The organism is Achromobacter sp. MYb9, from assembly GCF_002975275.1.
GTDB lineage: Bacteria > Pseudomonadota > Gammaproteobacteria > Burkholderiales > Burkholderiaceae_B > Achromobacter.
On sequence record NZ_PCOQ01000009.1, the window covers coordinates 1 to 18,647 of the forward strand.

Sequence of the window (18,647 nt, forward strand, 5' to 3'; positions counted from 1 at the left end):
GCCCGCCGGCGACATGCTGCACGACCCCAAAGTGCGCGCGGCTTATCTGGGCGAGGTCGAGTAGGGCATCGAGCTTGCGGATGTCCGAGTTCTTTAGCCGCCGAGGCCTCCCCGCGTCATTCCGATGCTCGCCCCGGTGGGGCTGCGCTTCGGAAGACTCCGGGATCCTCGGCTGACGGCGGCCTCATGCGTTGGTTTTGGACCCCGTTCATGGGCAGATGCCGTGAGCCGGTGGCCGGGCGGAGGGATCCGAAGCGCAGCCCCACCGGGGCGAGCATCGGAATCCCGCAGTTCGGACGCTGGCGACTCAAGAACCCTGCCTCACAACCCACCGTCAGCCATCCAGCTAAGAACGTTCTAAGCCGGTGCGCGTTCACGGTCCACGGCCATGACGACTCCAGCTTCGACCAGTGCGTCGATTTCCTGCTGGCCGTAGCCGAACTCCCCCAGGATCGCGATGGTGTCTTCACCCAGCCTGGGCGCCGCGCGGTGGTATTGCGCAGGCGTGGCCGACAGCTTCACGGGCATGCCGACGGTGCGCACTTTGCCCGCGACCGGGTGGTCCTGTTCCACCACCATGCCGCGCGCCAGCGTCTGCGGATGCGACAGCGCCTGCGCGATCGAATGCACCGGTCCGGCGGGCACGCCGGCCTGGTCGAAAACGTCCAGCCATTCCTGCGCGCTGCGCGTCTCCAGGATGGCCGACATCTCCGCCACCAGTTCGTCGCGGTTATTCATGCGATCGCGGTTGCGCGCGAAGCGCGGATCGTCCGCCCATTCCGGCTTGCCCAGCGCTTGCGTGATGCGTTGCCAGTTCTTCTCGTTCGCGCCACCGATGATGATCCAGTCGGTGCCGGTGGGAAACGCCTGGTATGGCGCGCTGAGCACATGCGCCGATCCGGTGGGGCCGGGCGACACGCCGCTGCCGAAGTAGATCGCGGCGTGCCAATATAGCTGCTGCAAGCTGGCCTCCAGCAGCGAGGTCTCTACGATCTGGCCCTCGCCGGTGCGCTGCTTGTGCTGATACGCGGCCAATACGCCAAACGCCGCCAGCAGGCCCGCATTGATGTCGGCCACGGAGTTTCCCGTGCGCAACGGCGGGCCGCCGGGTTCGCCGGTAATGGCCATCAAGCCCGAAAATCCCTGCGCCACCAGATCGAATCCGCCCTTGTCGGCGTAGGGGCCGGTGGTGCCGTAGCCCGATACGGCGCAATAAATCAGGCCCGGGTTTTCCTTGCGCAGGGTGTCGTAGCCCAGGCCCAGCTTTTCCATCGTGCCTTTGCGGAAGTTCTCGGTCACGACGTCGGCGTCCCGGATCATGCGCAGCAAGACCTTCTTGCCCTCGGGATGTTTCAGGTCCAGCGCGATGGCGCGCTTGTTGCGGTTGAGCATCAGGTAGGGCGCCGAGATGCCGTTGATCTGCGGGTCGCGATATTGGCGGGAATCGTCGCCGCCATCTATTTTCTCGACCTTGATGACGTCGGCGCCAAGATCGGCCAGCATCATGCCGCAGGTCGGGCCGGCCATGATTTGCGACAACTCGATCACGCGCATGCCGGCCAGCGCGCCGGCGGGCGCATCGGCATTGGCGGTCAGCGGGCGGCCGGGGCCGCGGATATCGTTATGCATGCATGTTCCTTGATGTCTGTTCAACGGCCGCTGAATTGCGGTTTAGCCTTGGCCAGGAAAGCGCGGTAGCCAGCGCGAAAGTCCTCGGTATCGAAGCAGTCGAAGGCTTCGTCGCGGTCGGCGTCGGTCAAGGCTTTGCCCTGGACGAGGTTGCGCACGAACTTCTTGTGCCAGCGCGCCACCAGAGGCGCCCCGTCGGCAATGCGGCGCGCGGCGGCCTGTGCCTGTTCGGCCACCTGATCGTCCGGCACGACACGGGTGACGACGCCCAGCCGCAAGGCTTCGGTGGCGTCGAATATCGTGCCTTCCAGCAGCACTTGCAGCGCGGTCGTCGGCCCGACCAGGCGCACCAGCGGCGCCAGTTCCGAGTACGACATCACCAGTCCCAGGTTCTTGATCGGGACGCCAAACCGCGAGCTTTCACCGCATATGCGCAGATCGGCCAAGCTGGCGATTTCCAACCCGCCGCCGACGCAGATGCCGTGGATTTGCGCGACAACGGGGTGGCGGCAGCCGCCGATGGCCTCGATCGTGCGGCGCATGACGGCGCCGTACTCCACCGCCTGCCGTTTGTTGCTGCGCGCCGTTTCGAATTCGCTGATGTCGTTGCCGGGCGAGAACGCCTTCTCGCCCGCGCCCCGCAGCACCACGCAGCGCACGCCGTCGTCGCGGTCCAGTTCCAGGAAGATGTCGCCAAGCAGACGCCAGCCGTCGATCGTGAATGCGTTGAGTTTTGCCGGGCGGTTCAGCACCACGGTCGCGATGTCGCCGTCGCGTTGCAGCAGAATGGGCGAGGAGTCGGGGGTAGAGGTAGCGCTCATGGTGTTCCTTTCGTCAGACGCGGGGGCGAACCCCGCAGGGATCATTGTTTCGTCAGGCCAAGGCTGCTGGTGAGCTTGCCGTACTTGGTCCATTCGTCCTGCACATAGGTCGCGAATGCCGCGGGCGTCTGCGGCCCGCCGCGCAGGTCCATCCCCTGGTCGGCCAGCTTGGCCACAATCTCGGGGTCTGCCAGGGTCTGCGCCAGCGCGCGGTCCAGCTTGTCCAGGATCGGGCGGGGCAACTTGGCGGGCGCCAGCACCGCGTACCACTGCACGATGTCCAGGCCCTTGATGCCGGATTCGGCAAGCGTCGGCACGTCGGGCAGCCGCTTGCTGCGTTCCGCGCTGGTCACCGCCAGCGGGCGCAGCTTGCCAGCCTGGATCTGGTTGATCGCGCCAGGCAGGGTGTCGAAGTTCATGTCCACGCTGCCGCCCAGCAGGTCGGTCATTGCCTGGCCGCTGCCCTTGTAGGGGACGTGCTCCATCGACACGCCGGCGATCTGCGAGAAACGCGCGGCGCTCAGATGTTGGGGGCTGCCCATCCCGGACGAGGCGTATAGCAGTTGCTTGGGCTTGGCGCGGGCGTCGTCAACCAGATTCTGGACGGTGGCGTAGCCGTGTTTGGCCGGATTCACGACCAGCACGTTGGGCACCGATCCGATGTAGCGCACCGCGGTGAAGTCGCGGATGGGATCGATGCTGGATTGCACGACATAGGGGGCGGCGACCGTGGATTGCATGTTGGCCAGCAGCAGCGTGTAGCCATCCGGGTCGGCCTTGGCGACGTAGTCGGCCGCGATCAATCCGGACGCGCCCGGTTTGTTTTCGACCACGATCTGCTGGCCCAGCAACGTGGACAGGCGCGCGGAAACGATGCGGGCCGACACGTCGGTGCCGCCGCCCGGTACAAAGCCGACGACCAGCCGGATGGGGCGTTCCGGCCACTTCGCCGGGTCTTGCGCCAGGGCAGGGGCAACGGCGGCCAGACTGGCTGTCAGCGTCAATGCGCGTGTCCAGCCGCGAACATGCTTGTTCATAGTGAGTCTCCTTGGTGGATGAGGCCTGCCCGGGTGTTGCTTGATTTATGATGGGGTCAGGTTGGTATGCCTTTGGTGTCTGGTATACCAGATACAAAAATAATCGATGTTGCGAGCGTGAACAACTCATGGCTAACCCTGAAACCCTGATTCCGGACGTGTCCGTCCCGGATTTGGCCATCCACCATCCCACCTTGCCGGCGGTCGTTGCCGAGCGGCTACGGCAAATGATCATCGACGGCACGCTCAAGCCGGGCACCTGGCTCAACGAGCGGGACCTGTGCGAACAACTGAAGATTTCGCGCACGCCATTGCGCGAGGCCTACCGGATGCTGGCCTCGGACGGACTGGTGGCGTTGCAGCCCAAGCGCGGGGCCATGGTGATCGAGCTGTCAGCCGACGACATCGAGAACATCTTCGATGTGCTGTCCGTGCTGGAGGGGTTGGCGGTGCGTAGCGCCGCCGAGCGCGCATCGGACGCGGAGCTTGCGCAGATCGCAGGCTTGCATGCGCAGATGCTTGAAAATTATGAGAAGCGGGATATCCGGGCGTATTTCGCGGCCAGCATGGGCACGCACATCGCCATCAATCGCGCCGCCCACAATCCGGCGCTGACCCAGTCCTATGACCGCCTGAACCTGCAGGTTCAGGCGTTGCGCTACAAGTCCAATTTCGATCTTGACGAATGGACGACCGCAGTGGCGGACCACGAGGCGTTTGTTCAGGCCCTGATGGCGCGCGACGGTAAACGCGCCGAAACGCTGATCCGCAAGCATGTGGGCGGCAAGAAGGCCTACAACCTTCGTGGCCGCCCGGGCGCCGCGGTCAAAGCCTGAACGGGGCGAGCCGGCTCAGGCCGGCTGCGCCGCCAGCTGCTTTCTGCCGATCCGCAGCGCGATCACGGCGGCGATCAGCCCCGTGAAGCCCGAGATCACGAAGGCCATCATGTAGCTGCCTTGCGCTTCGCGGATGGCCCCGGCCATCCAGGCGGCGCTTGCCGCGCCCAATTGGTGGCCCGCGACGATCCAGCCGAACACGATTGCGGCGTCACGCTCGCCGAAGGCTTCCGTCGTCAGCCGCAGCGTGGGCGGCACCGTGGCGATCCAGTCCAGACCGAAAAAGATCGCGAAGATCGACAGGCTGTAGAACGAGAAGTCGGAATAGGGCAGGTAGATCAGCGACAGGCCGCGCAGGGCGTAGTAGACGAACAGCAGTTTGCGCGGGTCGTAGCGGTCGGTCAGCCATCCCGATGCCGTCGTGCCCACCAAGTCGAAAATGCCCATGATCGCGAGCAGACCGGCGGCCTGCACTTCCAACATGCCGTGGTCGCCGCACAGCGCGATCAAGTGCGTGCCAACCAGGCCGTTGGTGGTGAAGCCGCAGATGAAGAATGTGGCGAACAGGAACCAGAAGGTGGGCGTCCTGGCAGCGCGGGCCAGGGCGCCGAAAGTGGCCGCCACCATGCCGGTGCGCGGCGCGACGGGAGCCGGCGCCGCATCCGGGTCGCTGCCGAACGGCACCAGGCCGACGCTGGAGGGGCGGTCGGGCACCAGCCACCAGGCCAGCGGCACCAGCGCCGCAGCGGCGGCCGCCACGGTCCAGACCACCCGGGTCCAATCGCCGGACGAGGCCAGCGTGGCCAGCACGGGCAAAAAGACCAGCGTGCCGCTGGCGGTGCTGGCCGTCAACAGGCCCATGACCAGGCCGCGGTGCTTGGTGAACCAGCGATTGACGATCGTCGCGCCCAATACCGACGCCACTGCACCGGAACTGATGCCCGAGAACACGCCCCAGGTCATCATCAGGTGCCACGGTTCGGTCATGTACGCGCTGACGGCGCTGGAGGCTGACATCAGGAGCAGGGCGCCAATCAGGATGCGGCGCAGGCCGAAGCGTTCCATCGCCGCGGCGGCGAAGGGACCGATCAGCCCATAAAGGAAGATGCCGACTGCGGCAGCGAACGAAATCGAGCTGCGGCTCCAGCCAAAGGCTTCTTCCAGCGGCACCAGCAGGACGCTGGGCGACGAGCGTAGGCCGGCCGACACCAGCAATGACAGGAAAATGACCGCGACCACGACAAACGCGTACTTCTGGCCGGCACGCCGGAACGGGATAGGGGGCTGGGCTATACTCATGTTACTGACCGGTACGTATTAAGGTTTGCGAATGGTACGTACCGGTCAGTAACATCGTCAAGCACTATTTGATGGAGACCCGAATGGCCAGCAAACCCCCCGCCCCGTCCGTGACGCCAGGCATCCCGGCACCCAAACCCCTGCTGGCGGCCGACCGCATCCGCAAGACCGCGCGCGAAATGTTCTATCGCGACGGAATCCGCGCGGTCGGGGTAGACGCCATCGTGACCCAGGCGGGCGTGACCAAGCCCAGCCTGTACCGCAGCTTTTCGTCCAAGGACGAGCTGGCGGCCACCTATCTGCGCGACTACGACGCCGAATTCTGGGCGCGTTTCGATGCCGCCTGCGCCGCCCATCCGGGTGACCCCCGGGCGCAATTGCTGGATTACCTGTCCGGGCTGGGCAAGCGCGCCGTGCAAAACGGTTATCGAGGCTGCGGCCTGACCAACGCGGCGGTCGAGTATCCCGAATCCGAGCACCCGGCCCGGGCAGTCGCCGTCGAACACAAGCTGATGTTGCGGCGCCGTTTGAACGAGATGGCGGCGGGCATGGGCGCGGCCGATCCCCAGGCGCTGGCCGATGGTTTGCTGCTGTTGATCGAGGGCGCGTTCGTTTCCAGCCAGCTATTCGGCGCGGGCGGGCCGGCGGGACGGGTTGCCGAAATGGCCGATAAGCTGATCCAGGCCCATGTGCCTGGCTGAACGGTTTATTGCACTGCACAACAACGGTGCTTAATGTGGTGCCGAATGCACCGTAATGGTGGTGTTTGTACCCATTGCGCAACGAACAAAATAATGGTTGAAATTTACGTTGCAACGCAGCAAACGCGGATCTAACATGAATTTGTGTTGTTCCACATCGCGCTTTCTCAAGGAGAGAATCATGAGCGATACCGCGTTGAAAAATGCCCGTATGTCGGATGCGCTGGAGCGGTCCTTGATCCGCGAGGCCGTCAAAGCGGAAACCCTGTCCAGCCCCTTCGCCCGTGGCAGCTGGCTGCGCTTGAAAGCGCGCCTGGCCTTGTGGGGTGGCGCCGTCGGCGAAGTGCTGCACGACATGGACGCCGGCCGGCAGCAGCATCCGGTCATCTCCGCCCGCCACTGAGCGCAAGCGGTCAGCCAAAAAAACGCCAGCAGATGCTGGCGTTTTTTTTCATGGCCTCGGGCTCTGTGGGACGGCAGGCGGCGAAGGCCTAGACCGCCATGTCGACCAGCAGGTACCCGTCCAACACCACGATGCCGACCGTGGCGCTGATGGCGGCCCACGCCCAGGCGCCGCGTAGCGCGTATTGGCCCATCACGCCCTTGCGGCAAGCAAGCACCACCAGCGGTCCCAACGCGAAAGGCAGCGCCAGGCTAAGGATGACCTGGCTTAGCACCAGCAGTTCGTCGGGATCCTTGCCGCCGGTGAAGACCAGCAGGCCAACCGCGGCGGCGCCCGCGACCAGGCGGGTCATCAGGGCGCGGCGGCGGTCGGACCAGTTGCTGCGCAGTTGGAAGCCCTTGGACAGGATGCGGCCAGCCAGCACGCCCGTAATGGTCGAGCTTTGGCCCGCGGCATAGAGCGCCACGGCGAAGACGATGGCGGCGCCGACGCCCAGCGTCTGGCCGATCACCGCGTGGGCGTCGTCCAGGCTGGAGACGATCAGCCCCGATCCCGACAGCGAAGCCGCCGCCACGATCATGATGGCCGAATTGATCAGCATGGCCACGCCGAGCGACACGATGGTGTCGTTGCGGGCCAGGCGCATCGCCATGTCGCGGGCGGTCGAGGGTAGCGCTTGCGCGCGTTGCGCCAGCGAGCCGGAATGCAGATAGAGGTTGTGCGGCATCAGGGTCGCGCCCAGGATGCCCAGGGCGATCAGGAAGCCCTGCGGATCGCGCAGGGCGCGGCCGGTCTGCGTCACGCCATGCCCGACTTCCGTCCACGCCGGATTGGCCTTGAACAGCAGGAACACGAACGATGCGGCCACGACCGCCAGCAGCATCGCGATGACGCGTTCATGGCGGTCGGCGTTGCCGCGGGTCAGCGCCAGCACGGCGAAGGTGCCGACACCGGTCACGGCCACGCCGGCGATCAGGGGCAGGCCGAACAACAGGCGCAACGCGATCGCGCCGCCGATCAGTTCGGCCAGCGCAGTGGCCAGGATGGCGGCCTCGCCGGCCAGCCAGGCGGCTTTGGACCAACCGTGCGGCAGGTGCCGGGCCGTCAGGGTGGCCAAGTCTTGTCCGGTGGCCAAGGCCAGGCGCGATACCAGAATCTGGAAGCCCAGCGCCAGGAAGGCCGAGGTGATGACAACCATCAACAGCCCGTAGCCGAAGCCGCTGCCGCCCGCGATGTCGGTGGCCCAGTTGCCCGGATCGATGTAGCCGACGGCCACCAGGATGCCCGATCCGACCATGCGCCGCAGATTCGCCGATAGCTGGGCGTCTTGCGCAAGGGCGGCTCTGCCGCCTGATATCGCGTAGATGAATCCGGTCATGCGACACTCCTGAGAATGGTTCTCATTTTCTAGAAGTGCGCGTCGGCCGTCAAATTGATTTTGGGCAAGACGGGGATAGGGGTGCCCAATGGCGCGCCGCCCGCGCGCGCCATTTCAGAAAGATCAGGACTTGAGCTTGGCGTCCATGGTGATCTTGGCCTTCAACACCTTCGATACCGGGCAGCCGGTTTCGGCCTTGCGCGCGGCTTCCTCGAAAGCTTGCGCGGTGGCGCCGGGGATGACGGCTTCCACGGTCAGGTGGACGGCGGTGATGGAGAACCCGTCGTCCACTTTGTCCAGCGTCACTTCAGCCTTCGTGTCCAGGCTGGTGGCGACCAGGCCGGATTCGGACAGGATGTTGGACAGAGCCATGGTGAAGCAGCCAGCATGGGCGGCGCCCAGCAATTCTTCGGGGTTGGTGCCAGGGGTGTCTCCGAAGCGCGTATTGAAGCCGTAGGGTTGGCTCTTGAGCGCGCCGCTTTGCGTGGAGATCGTGCCCTTGCCAGTCTTCAGATCGCCCGACCAGGCGGCGGATGCGGTTTTCTTCATGGTGACTCCTGTTGAGGGGGCGCGCCCATTGCGGGCGCGTCGGGTGCAGGGATGCGATCCGCCGTGGCGGGCGGCGCATGTTGCCGAAGGCGGCATCGTCGATGATACGGCGAGCGCGCAGGGCGGGGGCGGAATCGACCCGTGCGCAACGGCAAGCCGATGTAACGCAAGCCGATGTAACGGCGGGCCCGAGCGGGCGAGTCGCATCAGGCAAAATAGCGGCATCGCTTCCATTTCACCCGAGAGCCGTTGTCATGCCCCGCCATTTCCTACGCTACGCCTGCGCCGCCGCGCTGGTCTTTCCCGTTTTGTCCGCCCAAGCTGAAGTCGTGATTGGCGTGGACGTATCCACCACGGGCCCCGCTGCCGCCATCGGCATTCAGACCAACAACGCGATCCGCCTGTGGCCGAACACCTTGGGCGGCGAACCGGCGCGCTACGTGGTGCTGGACGATGGCACCGACGTCAGCCGCGCGGTGAAGAACCTGCGCAAACTGACCTCGGAAGACAAGGTCGACGCCATCGTCGGCCCCAACACCACGGCCGCCGCGCTGGCCGGGCTGGACGTGCTGGCCGAAACGAAGACGCCGATGATCGCGCTGGCCGCCTCCAGCGTCATCGTGGAACCCTTGTCCGACCCCAAGCGCGCCTGGGCGTTCAAGATGCCGCAGAACGACTCGCTGATGGCGGCCGTGCTGGTCGAAGACATGAAGAAGAAGGGGCTGAAGAACGTGGCTTTCATCGGCTTCGCGGATTCGTACGGCGACAGCTGGTGGAAGGAATTCACCGCCGCCGCCGGCAACGACCTGAACATCGTGGCGCAGGAGCGTTTTCAGCGCACGGATGCGTCGGTGGTGGGCCAGGCGTTGAAGGTCATCGCCGCCAAGCCGGACGCGGTGCTGATCGCGGGCGCGGGCACGCCGTCCGCCTTGCCGCAGAAGACGCTGCTGGAACGCGGCTACACCGGCGCCATCTACCAGACCCATGGCATCGGCACGCTGGAATTCCTGCAAGTCGGCGGCAAGGACGTCGAGGGCACCTTGTTCCCGACCGGCCCGGGAGTGGTGGCGCGTGAGCTGCCCGACAGCAACCCGGTCAAGAAAGTGGCCGTGGCGTTTGCCGACAAATACGAGGGCCAGTACGGCGCCAACACCCTGACGCAGTTCGCGGGGGACGCCTATGGCGCCTGGATGTTGCTGGATTCCGCGGTGGCCCGGGCGCTGAAGACGGGCGCCAAGCCCGGCACGCCGGAATTCCGCGTCGCCCTGCGCGATGCCCTGGAGAACACGCGCGATTTGGTCGTGCCCAACGGCGTGCTCAATATTTCGAAGGACAACCATCAGGGGTTCGACGAACGGGCGCGCGTGATGGGCGTCGTCAAGAACGGCCGGTTTTCCTACGCGCAGTGATACACCCGGCCGCAGACCCGGGGGCAGACCCGGGGGGCAGGCCCGTCGGGGGCGTTGGTATAAATATCTACGTCTTGTAGCATTTACTGACGTTCCATAGGGCATCGGTCCCTAAAAGCAGGCCTACGCCTGCTTTTTTACGCCCACATCATTCGTATCGAAATCATTTAATAGCGTATTATTTTTAGTGAAGCCATGCACCTAGAAATAGATTTGGGAGAAAAAATCCATGACCTTGTTTCGATCCAGACGCCTGTTGTTGGCCCTGAGCCTTAGCGTATTGGCCGCGTGTTCCGACTCGGGCGGCGATAAAGCCGCTCCGGCGGCGGGCGGCGCGGCGGCGGGCGCCGCGAACACGCTGGAAGCCGCCAAGGCCGCCGGCAAGATCCGCATCGGCTATGCCAACGAGGCGCCATTCGCGTACATGGATCGCAAGGACGCCAAGATCACGGGCGAATCCGTTGAGATTGCACGCGTGGTGCTCAAGCGCATGGGCATCAACGAAGTGGAAGGCGTGCTGACCGAATTCGGTTCGCTCATTCCCGGCCTGGCCGCCAAGCGTTTCGACATCATCGCCGCCGGCATGTATGTGACGCCGGAACGTTGCCAGCAAGTGGCGTTCTCCGATCCGACGTACGGGGTGGGGCAGGCATTCCTGGTGAAAAAGGGCAACCCCAAGAACCTGCACAGCTATGAAGACGTGGTGAAGAACCCCGACGCCAAGCTGGGCGTGGTGGTCGGGGCGATCGAAGGCGAGTACGCCCAGAAAGTGAAAATTCCAGCGGGCCAGGTCGTGGTGTTTCCGGACGCCGTCAGCGCGCTGTCCGGCGTGCAGGCCGGCCGGGCCGACGCCTATGCCGCCACCGGGCTGACCGTCAACGACCTGATGGGCAAGACGCAGGCCGGCAGCGACTTGGAGAAGGCCGAACCGTTCACGGACCCGGTGATCGACGGCAAGGACGTGCGCGGCTACGGCGCCTATGCGTTCCGCACCGACGACAAGGCGTTCGCCGATGCCTTCAATGCGGAACTGGCCAAGTACCTTGGCACCGACGAGCACAAAAAACTGGTGGCGCCGTTCGGCTTCACCGACCAGGAGCTACCCCAGGGCATGACGGCTGCGAAGCTCTGCGCCGGAAAGTAAGGGGGCGCGAATGTCACTTGTTTCAGAGCCCATCGCGGAGCTGCTGCCCCCGTTGCTTGAAGGGCTGACCGTCACGCTCCAGGTCATGGCGGGCGCCGTGGTACTTGCGGTGCCCCTTGCCTTGGTGGCGGGCATCGGGCGGCTGTCGCCGTTGCGGCCGGTGCGCTGGCTGGCGTCGACGTATGTCGAGGTCTTCCGGGGAACCTCGGCCCTGGTGCAGCTGTTCTGGTTCTATTTCGTGCTGCCGTTGTTCGGCGTCCAGTTGCCGGCCATGTTGGTGGGCATCGTGGTGCTGGCGTTGAACGCCGGCGCGTACGGGGCCGAAGTGGTGCGCGGCGCCATCCGCGCCGTGCCGCCCGGCCAGCGCGAAGCCGGGGTCGCGTTGAATCTGACGCGCGCGCAGATCCTGCGCCGCATCGTGGTGCCCCAGGCGGTGCCCGCCATGCTGCCACCCGCCGGCAACCTGCTGATCGAACTGATGAAGAACACGGCGCTGGTGTCGCTGATCACCATTGCCGACCTGACCTTCCGCGGCCAGTTGCTGCGCAGTGAAACGCTGCGCACGACCGAGATCTTCGGCTTGATGTTGCTGCTGTACTTCGCGGTGGCCTTGCTGATCACGGCGGGCGTTCGCCTGCTTGAGCGGAGGGTCCGCATCCGATGACACCGATATTCGACTGGTCTTTCGCGCTGGAGATCCTGCCCACGCTGGCCTCCGCGCTGGTCATCACCATTCAGGCGACGGTGCTGGGCATGCTGGTGGCGGTCACGCTGGGCCTGGTGCTGGCGATGCTGCGGCGCTCGCGGCTGCATATTGTGTCGCTGCCTGCGGCGTTCGTGATCGAGTTCGTGCGCAGCACGCCACTGCTGGTGCAGATGTACTTCCTTTTCTACGTGCTGCCGTTGACGGGGGTGCAGATGTCGCCGCTGATGACGGGCATCGTGGCCCTGGGCGTGCACTACGCGACGTACTGCGCCGAGGTCTACCGCGCCGGCATCGAGGCCGTTCCGCGCGGGCAATGGGAGGCGGCTACCGCCTTGAACATGTCGCGCTGGCGCACGGCGGTGGGCGTGGTGCTGCCGCAGGCGATCCCGCCCGTGGTGCCGGCGCTGGGCAACTACCTGGTGGCGATGTTCAAGGACACGCCGCTGCTGTCGGCCATTACCGTGGTGGAACTGTTGCAGCAAAGCAAGATGATCGGGTCGGCGACGTTCCGGTACACCGAACCCCTGACGCTGGTGGGCCTGCTGTTTCTGGCCCTGAGCCTGATGGCGGCGTGGGGCGTGCGCGGCCTGGAGGCCCGCCTGCAACGATATGGAGGAAAACGATGAGCGCCAGCTTGAACATCAAGAACCTGCACAAGCGCTACGGGGAGCTGGAGGTGCTGCGTGGCATCAACCTGGAGATTCCGGCGGGCCAGACGGTGGCGGTGATCGGCCCGTCGGGCTCGGGCAAGTCCACCTTGCTGCGCGTGCTGATGACGTTGGACCGGCCCACCAGCGGAGATATCGAGGTCGATGGGCAATCGATGTGGAAGGACGAGCAGGGCCGTCCCGTGGGACCCAACTCCGAACACCTGCGCCGCGTGCGCGGCAAGATCGGCATGGTGTTCCAGCACTTCAACCTGTTCCCGCACATGACGGCGCTGGGCAACGCCATGGAAGCGCCGGTGCATGTGATGGGCCTGCCGAAAGACCAGGCGCGGGAACGCGCCGTGGAGTACCTGGACATGGTCGGGCTGGGCGACAAGCTGGATGTCTACCCCGCCCAATTGTCCGGCGGGCAGAAGCAGCGCGTGGGCATCGCCCGTGCCCTGGCCATGTGCCCCGAGATCATGCTGTTCGACGAGGTGACATCCGCGCTTGACCCCGAGCTGGTGGGTGGCATCCTGCAGATCCTGCGGGACTTGTCGGCCCGCCGCAGCATGACCATGATCATCGTGACCCACCAGATGAAGTTCGCCGAGCGCAGTTCCGACCGCACGCTGTTCTTCGATGAAGGCAATATCGTCGAGGACGCCGAATCCTCCGTGCTGTTCAGCCAGCCGAAAGAGGCGCGCACGCGGCAGTTCCTGGAATGCGTGATCGAAGGCCAGTAGCCGCGCCGCTTAACCCTGACGGGGGCGTTGGGATTGGGATGGACGCTGGCGGCGGACGCTATGCTGTGGCGTCCAATGGCCCGGAGGCCCCAGCATGAGTCACCTGTTCAGTCCCACGGCGGTCGGCAACGTTCCGCTTGCCAACCGCATTGTTATCGCGCCCATGTGCGAGTATTCGGCCGAAGACGGCTGTGCCACCGACTGGCACATGATCCATCTGGGCCATCTTGCCTTGTCGGGCGCCGCGCTGTTGTTCACCGAAGCCACCGCCGTCGAACCCGACGGCCGCATCTCTCCGGGGGACTTGGGCCTCTGGTCCGACGAGACAGAGGCCGCGTTGGGCCGTGTGGTGGCCGCGATACGCCGCTATTCCCCCATCAAGCTGGGCATCCAGCTAGGCCATGCGGGCCGCAAGGCGTCCAGCGATGCGCCCTGGAACGGCGGCCAGCTGGTGCCGCCCGCCGATGGCGGCTGGCAGGGCTGGGCGCCGTCGGCCATCGCCCACAATGCGTCCGAACCACCGCCCCACGCGCTTGACGAGGCCGGCCTGGCGCGCGTGCGCGACGCCTTCGTGGACAGCGCGCGCCGCGCCATTCGCCTGGGCTTCGACGCCATCGAATTGCACGCCGCGCACGGTTATCTGCTGCATCAATTCCTGTCGCCCTTGTCGAACCAGCGTCAGGACGTTTACGGCGGTTCACTGGAAAACCGTATGCGGTTTCCGCTGGAAGTGTTCGACGCATTGCGTAAGGCCACGCCGTCGGGCGTGGCGCTTGGCGTGCGCGTGTCGGCCACCGACTGGGTCGAAGGCGGTTGGGACCTGGAACAGACGTTGGTCTTCGCGCAGGCGCTGAAAGCGCGCGGCTGCGAGTTCATCGATGTATCCAGCGGCGGCGTGTCGTCGCGGCAGAAGATCCCGGTGGGACCCAACTACCAGGTCCCGTTCGCGGAAGCGATCAAACGCAAGGTCGGCATGCCCACGATCACCGTCGGGCTGATCACCGAGGCGCAGCAGGCCGAAGACATCCTGGCGCAAGGGCAGGCCGATATGGTCGCGCTGGCCCGCGGCATGCTCTACGACCCCCGTTGGCCATGGCACGCCGCGGCGCAACTGGGTGGCCAGGTGGCTGCCCCACACCAATATTGGCGTTCGCAGCCGCGCGAGCTGAAGGAACTGTTCGGCGAGACCCGCTTCGGCCAACGTTGAATGAAAAACGCCGCGTCGACGCGGCGTTTTTCATTCAGTTCAACGTGCGGCCTACAGGCGCGAATACGCCTGTTCCAGCTCGCGGTTCAGCTCGTCGGCGAAATCCGCGCGGGTCGGGTCCAGCTGCGACAGCAGGCGCGCCAGCACGACGTTGTCTTCTTCGCCGTTCCAGATCTTGATGTAGGTGCCTTCCTTGTAGCCGTGCTGCTGGCGGAAGATGTTAAGCACGTTCTTCGACACGTATTGCGTGTAGGCGTCGTTCCAGGTCATTTCGCACGCCGTCATGCTCTGTTCCAGCACTTTGTAGCTGGCGCGGCCGCAGACGGCCAGGCCGCCGATGAGTTCCAGCAGTTCCGGCACGGGCAGGCCGTTCAGCGGATGGGTCTTGCCGTCCAGCACGACCGTGGGCGGCGTGGCCAGGTCGGCCATCAACGCCGCGGCGGCGTCATCCAGCTGGCCGCGGGCCTCGACGATCGTGTGGGACAGGTAGAAGTGCAGGATGTCGACCAGTTCCATCTGCACCTGGGGCAGGTCGATGGTCTGCTTCTTCCACCACTTCCAGCCGTAGTGCTCCAGGGCTTCGGCGGACTCGACGAACGCGGCGCGCAGGAAACGGGCTCCGCCGTTGACCCAGTCGGGATTGATCATGCTGTTCAAGTGGTCTTGCAGCTTCAGCATCGTGGCCGCTTGGGCCTGGTTCAATCCGACAACGTTATTCACTTTCACTCCGGGGTTCTATAAGGGCTATTCAATCGCGGCGGAAATGTTAGCACTTGGCCACGCCGTCGTCGGTGCGCGCGGTGTCAGTCGCCATCCTTGCGGTAGGACGATTTCAGCGGGGGCAATTTGCCCAGCAGCGCTTTACCCGGTTTGCGCGCGGCGCCTGCCGCCTTGACCAGCATGAACGCGAAGAATCCCAGGAAGATCGCGGGCACCAGCGCGTCCAGATCGAACTGCGGGCTGCGAAGCACGCGGAACCCGATGGTGACGGCGGCCCAGCCCGCCAGGATGCCGGCGACGGTCAGGATGGCGCCTATCTTGCGTTGCCGAGCCTGCCGGGCCATCGACACCGTGCCTTCATCATTCTGGACCGGCGCCGTGGAGCCAGGGGAGGCCGCGTCGCGCCGGGACTGCAAGGGCGGCGGCGCCGGCTTGCCCCAAGGCGCGGTGGACAGGGGCTCGGAAGTGGGCGCGGGCACAGGCACGGCTGCGGGCGAGGCCGCTTGCCGGGCGGCTTCGCGCTTATCGGGGACCCGGCCGGGGGTGATGCCGCCGGCGTTGGTCAGATTCTCGATATAGCGCGCGAAATCGCCGTTCTTCGGCTCCAGGTCTATCGCCATGACTCCCTCTTTCGGTTCAGTTGCCGCGCCGGACCCTGGCCGGTTGACGGCGCTTGCGGACCATGGCGAGCAGAAGTCCGCATCCTAGCAGTACGGAGAGGCCTGCGCCGATCATCATGGCGATCTGTTGGGCGTTTTCCGCGGTGCCCAGGCTGCGCGCGGTGATGTAGCCAGGCGCCAGCATCAGCGGCATCCACAGCAACGCGGACAGCACATTGGCCAGCTGGAAGCGGCTTTGCGCCATGCCCATCACGCCGGCGACCGTGGGGATGGTGGACCGGATCGGGCCCAGGAAGCGGCCGATCAGCACCGATGCGAAGCCGTAGCGGTAAAAGAACAGGCGCGCCCGCGCCACGCCGGTGCGCTGCTGCTTGAGCGGCCAGCGGCGCAAGACGCCGGGCCCGGCCCAGCGCCCTAGCCAATATGACAGTGCGTCGCCGACGATGGCCCCCGCGATGCCCCAGGCGATGACGCTCCAGGGCTCGAGCGTGCCGGCGCCGATCAGGCCGCCGGTCAGCAACATCAGCGCCGTCGCGGGGATGAACAGGCCCAGCAGGACCATGGATTCGCCCAGGGTCAGCAGGAAGGTGATCGGGCCCGCCCACACCTGGTTGGCCTCGATGAAGAGGCCGATCTTGTCAATGTATTGGTCCATGAAGGCGAAATCTGAAAAGTAGCTGAAAGCAATCGAGTATCTTAACGCCTGCTTCGGTGGCCAAATGTTATCTAGGGCTTTTTAGTGTTAACAGGCTCGAGGCTATCTGAAATGATGCGACGTATCGGGGAATTATGGATTCAGTGACACAAGCCGTGCTGGGCGCGGGCATACAAGGCGTCATGCTGGGGCGCTTCCAAGGGCGCCGGGCGCTGATCTACGGGGCGGCGCTGGCCACGGTGCCCGACCTGGACGTGCTGATGCACTATCCGGACCCGGTTTCGCTCATGACCTATCACCGGGGCTTTTCCCATTCGCTGTTCGTGCTGACCGGCCTGGCGCTGCTGCTGACGTGGCTGATGCGCAAATACTGGCCGCAGGCACCCTACAGCGGCCGAAGGCTGTTCCTGACCTTATGGCTGGTGCTGGTGACGCACCCGGTGCTGGACGCCTTCACGGTCTACGGCACACAGCTGTTCTGGCCGTTCACGCCCATCCCCGAAAGTTGGTCCGCCATCTTCATCATCGATCCGGTCTATACGGTGCCCTTGCTGGCGGCCGTGCTGTTCGCCATCGCGGTCGGCATGACGGACCGCGCGCGCCGCCTGCTGGCGGCTGCCTTGATCTTCAGCACCGCCTATCTGGGTTTCGGCCTGGCTGGCCGGATCATGGCCGAAGACCGGGTACGCGACGCGATGCGCCAGCAAGGCATCGCCGTCACGGAACTGCGGGCCGTGTCGATGCCGTTCAACACGCTGGTGTGGCGCGTCATCGCCAAGACGGCCGACGGGGATTACTACGAATCGGTCAGCAGCCTGTTCGACCGCGCTCCACCGGAGTGGCTGCGCCAGCCGCTGAACCTGGATCTTTCCCGCACGCTGGCCGACGTGCCCCTGCACCAGCGCCTGCGCTGGTTCACGGACGGGTGGCTGCGCTATGACGCGATCGGCGACGCGCTGGTGGTGTCCGATCTGCGCATGGGCATGGCGGGGCATTACACCTTCCGCTTCAAGATGGCCGAGCGCGCGGCGAACGGCGAGTGGAAGCCGGTGACGCCAGCCGTCTGGCCCAGCGAACGGGGCGGGTGGGCGGAATTGAAACTTGTGCTGGCACGCATCCTGCATTCGCAGCCGCCGCTGCCTTTGGCGGAATGGTCGGAGCTGACGACGAAGTAAGCGCGCCGCCGGTCTTCCCGCCATTCAAATGAACTAAGCCATTTGCAGCTGACTGTTCGGTGTTGACCGTCTTTGCTTGCGTGCATTATTCTGTTCCCAATTAAGGAACTTAAGTTCCGTTTTATGGAACAAGAATGAGCATTCTAGACGGAGTTCAACGCGTTCTGGCGCTATACGCCGAAGGCGCGGTGGAACTGAGCTTCACCGACGTCGCGGCGCGCCTGGCCATGCCCAAGAGCACGGCCTCGCGGCTGCTGAACCAGATGCAGCACTACGGCATGCTGGACCAGGACGCGGCCACGCGCCGCTATCGTCCGGGCGCCTTGCTGGCGCAGGCCGTGCGCGCCGGCATGGCCGCCACGCCGCTGGACGAAGCCTGCCGCGCGGTGCTTGCCCGCTTGTCGGACGACAGCGGACTGACGGCCTATCTCTCCACGCTTAACCAGCGCGAAACCGTGGTGTTGCAGCGGTTGAACGGGTCGCATCCGGTGCAAGTGCTGTCGCCGCCCGGATCCCGCCGCAACGCCTCGGGCACCGCCATGGGCCGGGCATTGCTGTCGCGCCTGACCGATGCCGAATTCCAGGCCTTGTATGGCACCGATCCGGCGCTGCCCCTGCCGATGGAAGGCCGTGACTGCCCGGCGACTGTCGGCGACCTGGCCCGCTTGGTCGCGCAGACGCGCGCGGACCATTGCGGCGTGGCCATCGATCAAGCCATGCCCGGCATCGGCGCGGTGGCGGCGGCGGTGCGCGACCCCGCAACGGGCGAATTGCGCGGACTCTGCCTGTCGTTCGTGTCGTTCCAGGCCGACGCCGCCCGGGTGGCGCGCTTGCGTGAATCGGTGCTGCAGCAGGTGGCCGCGCTGGGCCGCGAACTGAACGACCCTTATTGGCTGGCCTGACCCGACGTTTGCCCTTTCGCGCTGCGTCCGCGTGGCGCAATCCAGAACACCCCGGAATTCTTC

At 65.4% G+C, this 18,647-nt stretch carries 20 protein-coding genes; 11 read left to right on the forward strand and 9 right to left on the reverse strand.

Features of this window, described 5'->3' with window-relative positions:
* Positions 1-357 precede the first annotated feature (357 nt).
* Genes CQ050_RS14850 through CQ050_RS14860 form a run of 3 tightly spaced genes read right to left on the reverse strand, consistent with a single transcriptional unit; the run spans position 358 to position 3,487 of the window.
* Positions 358-1,629 (reverse strand): CaiB/BaiF CoA-transferase family protein, encoded by a 1,272-nt coding sequence (locus tag CQ050_RS14850; RefSeq protein WP_105557607.1) that lies wholly within the window; start codon positions 1,627-1,629, stop codon positions 358-360.
* Positions 1,630-1,649: 20 nt separating this feature from the next.
* On the reverse strand, positions 1,650-2,450 hold the full coding sequence (locus tag CQ050_RS14855) for an enoyl-CoA hydratase-related protein (protein ID WP_105557608.1): 801 nt from the start codon (positions 2,448-2,450) through the stop codon (positions 1,650-1,652).
* A gap of 41 nt (positions 2,451-2,491) precedes the next feature.
* Positions 2,492-3,487, reverse strand: a complete 996-nt coding sequence (locus tag CQ050_RS14860) for a tripartite tricarboxylate transporter substrate binding protein (protein ID WP_105557609.1) — start codon at positions 3,485-3,487, stop codon at positions 2,492-2,494.
* A 128-nt stretch (positions 3,488-3,615) separates the two neighbouring features.
* Here CQ050_RS14860 and CQ050_RS14865 point away from each other — a divergent pair, with 128 nt between their 5' ends.
* Positions 3,616-4,323: a GntR family transcriptional regulator gene (locus tag CQ050_RS14865; protein ID WP_105557610.1), complete on the forward strand. Its 708-nt coding sequence runs from the start codon at positions 3,616-3,618 to the stop codon at positions 4,321-4,323.
* A 15-nt stretch (positions 4,324-4,338) separates the two neighbouring features.
* Here CQ050_RS14865 and CQ050_RS14870 read toward each other — a convergent pair whose 3' ends face one another.
* Positions 4,339-5,622: an MFS transporter gene (locus tag CQ050_RS14870; protein WP_105557611.1), complete on the reverse strand. Its 1,284-nt coding sequence runs from the start codon at positions 5,620-5,622 to the stop codon at positions 4,339-4,341.
* 83 nt (positions 5,623-5,705) lie between these two features.
* On the opposite strand from CQ050_RS14870, the gene CQ050_RS14875 reads away from it, so the two are divergent.
* Both CQ050_RS14875 and CQ050_RS14880 read left to right on the forward strand, forming a co-directional pair.
* Complete coding sequence (locus tag CQ050_RS14875) at positions 5,706-6,323, forward strand: TetR/AcrR family transcriptional regulator (RefSeq protein ID WP_105557612.1); 618 nt, start codon at positions 5,706-5,708, stop codon at positions 6,321-6,323.
* Positions 6,324-6,504: 181 nt separating this feature from the next.
* A complete protein-coding gene (locus tag CQ050_RS14880) occupies positions 6,505-6,726 on the forward strand; it encodes an XRE family transcriptional regulator (RefSeq protein WP_105557613.1) in 222 nt (73 codons plus the stop codon).
* A gap of 88 nt (positions 6,727-6,814) precedes the next feature.
* Here the strand turns inward: CQ050_RS14880 and CQ050_RS14885 are convergent, their stop codons facing one another.
* Together CQ050_RS14885 and CQ050_RS14890 are read right to left on the reverse strand one after the other, a co-directional pair.
* A complete protein-coding gene (locus CQ050_RS14885; protein ID WP_105557614.1) occupies positions 6,815-8,104 on the reverse strand; it encodes an Nramp family divalent metal transporter in 1,290 nt (429 codons plus the stop codon).
* A 123-nt stretch (positions 8,105-8,227) separates the two neighbouring features.
* Positions 8,228-8,653, reverse strand: a complete 426-nt coding sequence (locus CQ050_RS14890; RefSeq protein ID WP_006227908.1) for an OsmC family protein — start codon at positions 8,651-8,653, stop codon at positions 8,228-8,230.
* Between the two features lie 254 nt (positions 8,654-8,907).
* Between CQ050_RS14890 and CQ050_RS14895 the strand changes: the two genes are divergently transcribed.
* The 6 genes from CQ050_RS14895 (at position 8,908) to CQ050_RS14920 (ending at position 14,512) form a co-directional block, all read left to right on the forward strand.
* Entirely contained in the window at positions 8,908-10,062 is a 1,155-nt protein-coding gene (locus CQ050_RS14895; protein ID WP_105557615.1) for an ABC transporter substrate-binding protein, read from the forward strand.
* Positions 10,063-10,291: 229 nt separating this feature from the next.
* Positions 10,292-11,206, forward strand: coding sequence for an ectoine/hydroxyectoine ABC transporter substrate-binding protein EhuB (gene ehuB, locus CQ050_RS14900; RefSeq protein WP_105557616.1), 915 nt, complete (start codon positions 10,292-10,294; stop codon positions 11,204-11,206).
* A 10-nt stretch (positions 11,207-11,216) separates the two neighbouring features.
* The gene (ehuC, locus tag CQ050_RS14905) at positions 11,217-11,870 is read left to right on the forward strand and encodes an ectoine/hydroxyectoine ABC transporter permease subunit EhuC (protein ID WP_105557617.1); all 654 of its coding nucleotides are present in this window, start codon (positions 11,217-11,219) and stop codon (positions 11,868-11,870) included.
* Positions 11,867-12,538, forward strand: a complete 672-nt coding sequence (gene ehuD / locus CQ050_RS14910; RefSeq protein WP_105557618.1) for an ectoine/hydroxyectoine ABC transporter permease subunit EhuD — start codon at positions 11,867-11,869, stop codon at positions 12,536-12,538. Before ehuC ends, ehuD begins: the two co-directional genes overlap by 4 nt.
* Complete coding sequence (ehuA, locus tag CQ050_RS14915; RefSeq protein WP_105557619.1) at positions 12,535-13,305, forward strand: ectoine/hydroxyectoine ABC transporter ATP-binding protein EhuA; 771 nt, start codon at positions 12,535-12,537, stop codon at positions 13,303-13,305. The genes ehuD and ehuA overlap by 4 nt, the downstream gene beginning before the upstream one ends.
* Before the next feature lie 94 nt (positions 13,306-13,399).
* Complete coding sequence (locus CQ050_RS14920) at positions 13,400-14,512, forward strand: NADH:flavin oxidoreductase/NADH oxidase (protein ID WP_105557620.1); 1,113 nt, start codon at positions 13,400-13,402, stop codon at positions 14,510-14,512.
* A 51-nt stretch (positions 14,513-14,563) separates the two neighbouring features.
* Here CQ050_RS14920 and CQ050_RS14925 read toward each other — a convergent pair whose 3' ends face one another.
* The 3 genes from CQ050_RS14925 to CQ050_RS14935 form a co-directional block, all read right to left on the reverse strand.
* Positions 14,564-15,214, reverse strand: coding sequence for a dUTPase (locus CQ050_RS14925; RefSeq protein WP_105557621.1), 651 nt, complete (start codon positions 15,212-15,214; stop codon positions 14,564-14,566).
* Between the two features lie 101 nt (positions 15,215-15,315).
* The gene (locus CQ050_RS14930; protein WP_105557622.1) at positions 15,316-15,852 is read right to left on the reverse strand and encodes a hypothetical protein; all 537 of its coding nucleotides are present in this window, start codon (positions 15,850-15,852) and stop codon (positions 15,316-15,318) included.
* A gap of 16 nt (positions 15,853-15,868) precedes the next feature.
* Complete coding sequence (locus CQ050_RS14935) at positions 15,869-16,507, reverse strand: DedA family protein (RefSeq protein ID WP_105557623.1); 639 nt, start codon at positions 16,505-16,507, stop codon at positions 15,869-15,871.
* Between the two features lie 134 nt (positions 16,508-16,641).
* Between CQ050_RS14935 and CQ050_RS14940 the strand changes: the two genes are divergently transcribed.
* Positions 16,642-17,682, forward strand: coding sequence for a metal-dependent hydrolase (locus CQ050_RS14940; RefSeq protein WP_105557624.1), 1,041 nt, complete (start codon positions 16,642-16,644; stop codon positions 17,680-17,682).
* A gap of 134 nt (positions 17,683-17,816) precedes the next feature.
* Positions 17,817-18,584: an IclR family transcriptional regulator gene (locus tag CQ050_RS14945; RefSeq protein WP_105557625.1), complete on the forward strand. Its 768-nt coding sequence runs from the start codon at positions 17,817-17,819 to the stop codon at positions 18,582-18,584.
* Positions 18,585-18,647 lie beyond the last annotated feature (63 nt).

What these genes read in the sequence shown, in the direction of transcription:
- CQ050_RS14850 (WP_105557607.1), bottom strand. Translation starts at nt 1,629, where the DNA reads ATGCATAACGATATCCGCGGCCCCGGCCGCCCGCTGACCGCCAATGCC.
- CQ050_RS14855 (WP_105557608.1), bottom strand. Translation starts at nt 2,450, where the DNA reads ATGAGCGCTACCTCTACCCCCGACTCCTCGCCCATTCTGCTGCAACGC.
- CQ050_RS14860 (WP_105557609.1), bottom strand. Translation starts at nt 3,487, where the DNA reads ATGAACAAGCATGTTCGCGGCTGGACACGCGCATTGACGCTGACAGCC.
- CQ050_RS14865 (WP_105557610.1), top strand. Translation starts at nt 3,616, where the DNA reads ATGGCTAACCCTGAAACCCTGATTCCGGACGTGTCCGTCCCGGATTTG.
- CQ050_RS14870 (WP_105557611.1), bottom strand. Translation starts at nt 5,622, where the DNA reads ATGAGTATAGCCCAGCCCCCTATCCCGTTCCGGCGTGCCGGCCAGAAG.
- CQ050_RS14875 (WP_105557612.1), top strand. Translation starts at nt 5,706, where the DNA reads ATGGCCAGCAAACCCCCCGCCCCGTCCGTGACGCCAGGCATCCCGGCA.
- CQ050_RS14880 (WP_105557613.1), top strand. Translation starts at nt 6,505, where the DNA reads ATGAGCGATACCGCGTTGAAAAATGCCCGTATGTCGGATGCGCTGGAG.
- CQ050_RS14885 (WP_105557614.1), bottom strand. Translation starts at nt 8,104, where the DNA reads ATGACCGGATTCATCTACGCGATATCAGGCGGCAGAGCCGCCCTTGCG.
- CQ050_RS14890 (WP_006227908.1), bottom strand. Translation starts at nt 8,653, where the DNA reads ATGAAGAAAACCGCATCCGCCGCCTGGTCGGGCGATCTGAAGACTGGC.
- CQ050_RS14895 (WP_105557615.1), top strand. Translation starts at nt 8,908, where the DNA reads ATGCCCCGCCATTTCCTACGCTACGCCTGCGCCGCCGCGCTGGTCTTT.
- ehuB (WP_105557616.1), top strand. Translation starts at nt 10,292, where the DNA reads ATGACCTTGTTTCGATCCAGACGCCTGTTGTTGGCCCTGAGCCTTAGC.
- ehuC (WP_105557617.1), top strand. Translation starts at nt 11,217, where the DNA reads ATGTCACTTGTTTCAGAGCCCATCGCGGAGCTGCTGCCCCCGTTGCTT.
- ehuD (WP_105557618.1), top strand. Translation starts at nt 11,867, where the DNA reads ATGACACCGATATTCGACTGGTCTTTCGCGCTGGAGATCCTGCCCACG.
- ehuA (WP_105557619.1), top strand. Translation starts at nt 12,535, where the DNA reads ATGAGCGCCAGCTTGAACATCAAGAACCTGCACAAGCGCTACGGGGAG.
- CQ050_RS14920 (WP_105557620.1), top strand. Translation starts at nt 13,400, where the DNA reads ATGAGTCACCTGTTCAGTCCCACGGCGGTCGGCAACGTTCCGCTTGCC.
- CQ050_RS14930 (WP_105557622.1), bottom strand. Translation starts at nt 15,852, where the DNA reads ATGGCGATAGACCTGGAGCCGAAGAACGGCGATTTCGCGCGCTATATC.
- CQ050_RS14935 (WP_105557623.1), bottom strand. Translation starts at nt 16,507, where the DNA reads ATGGACCAATACATTGACAAGATCGGCCTCTTCATCGAGGCCAACCAG.
- CQ050_RS14940 (WP_105557624.1), top strand. Translation starts at nt 16,642, where the DNA reads ATGGATTCAGTGACACAAGCCGTGCTGGGCGCGGGCATACAAGGCGTC.
- CQ050_RS14945 (WP_105557625.1), top strand. Translation starts at nt 17,817, where the DNA reads ATGAGCATTCTAGACGGAGTTCAACGCGTTCTGGCGCTATACGCCGAA.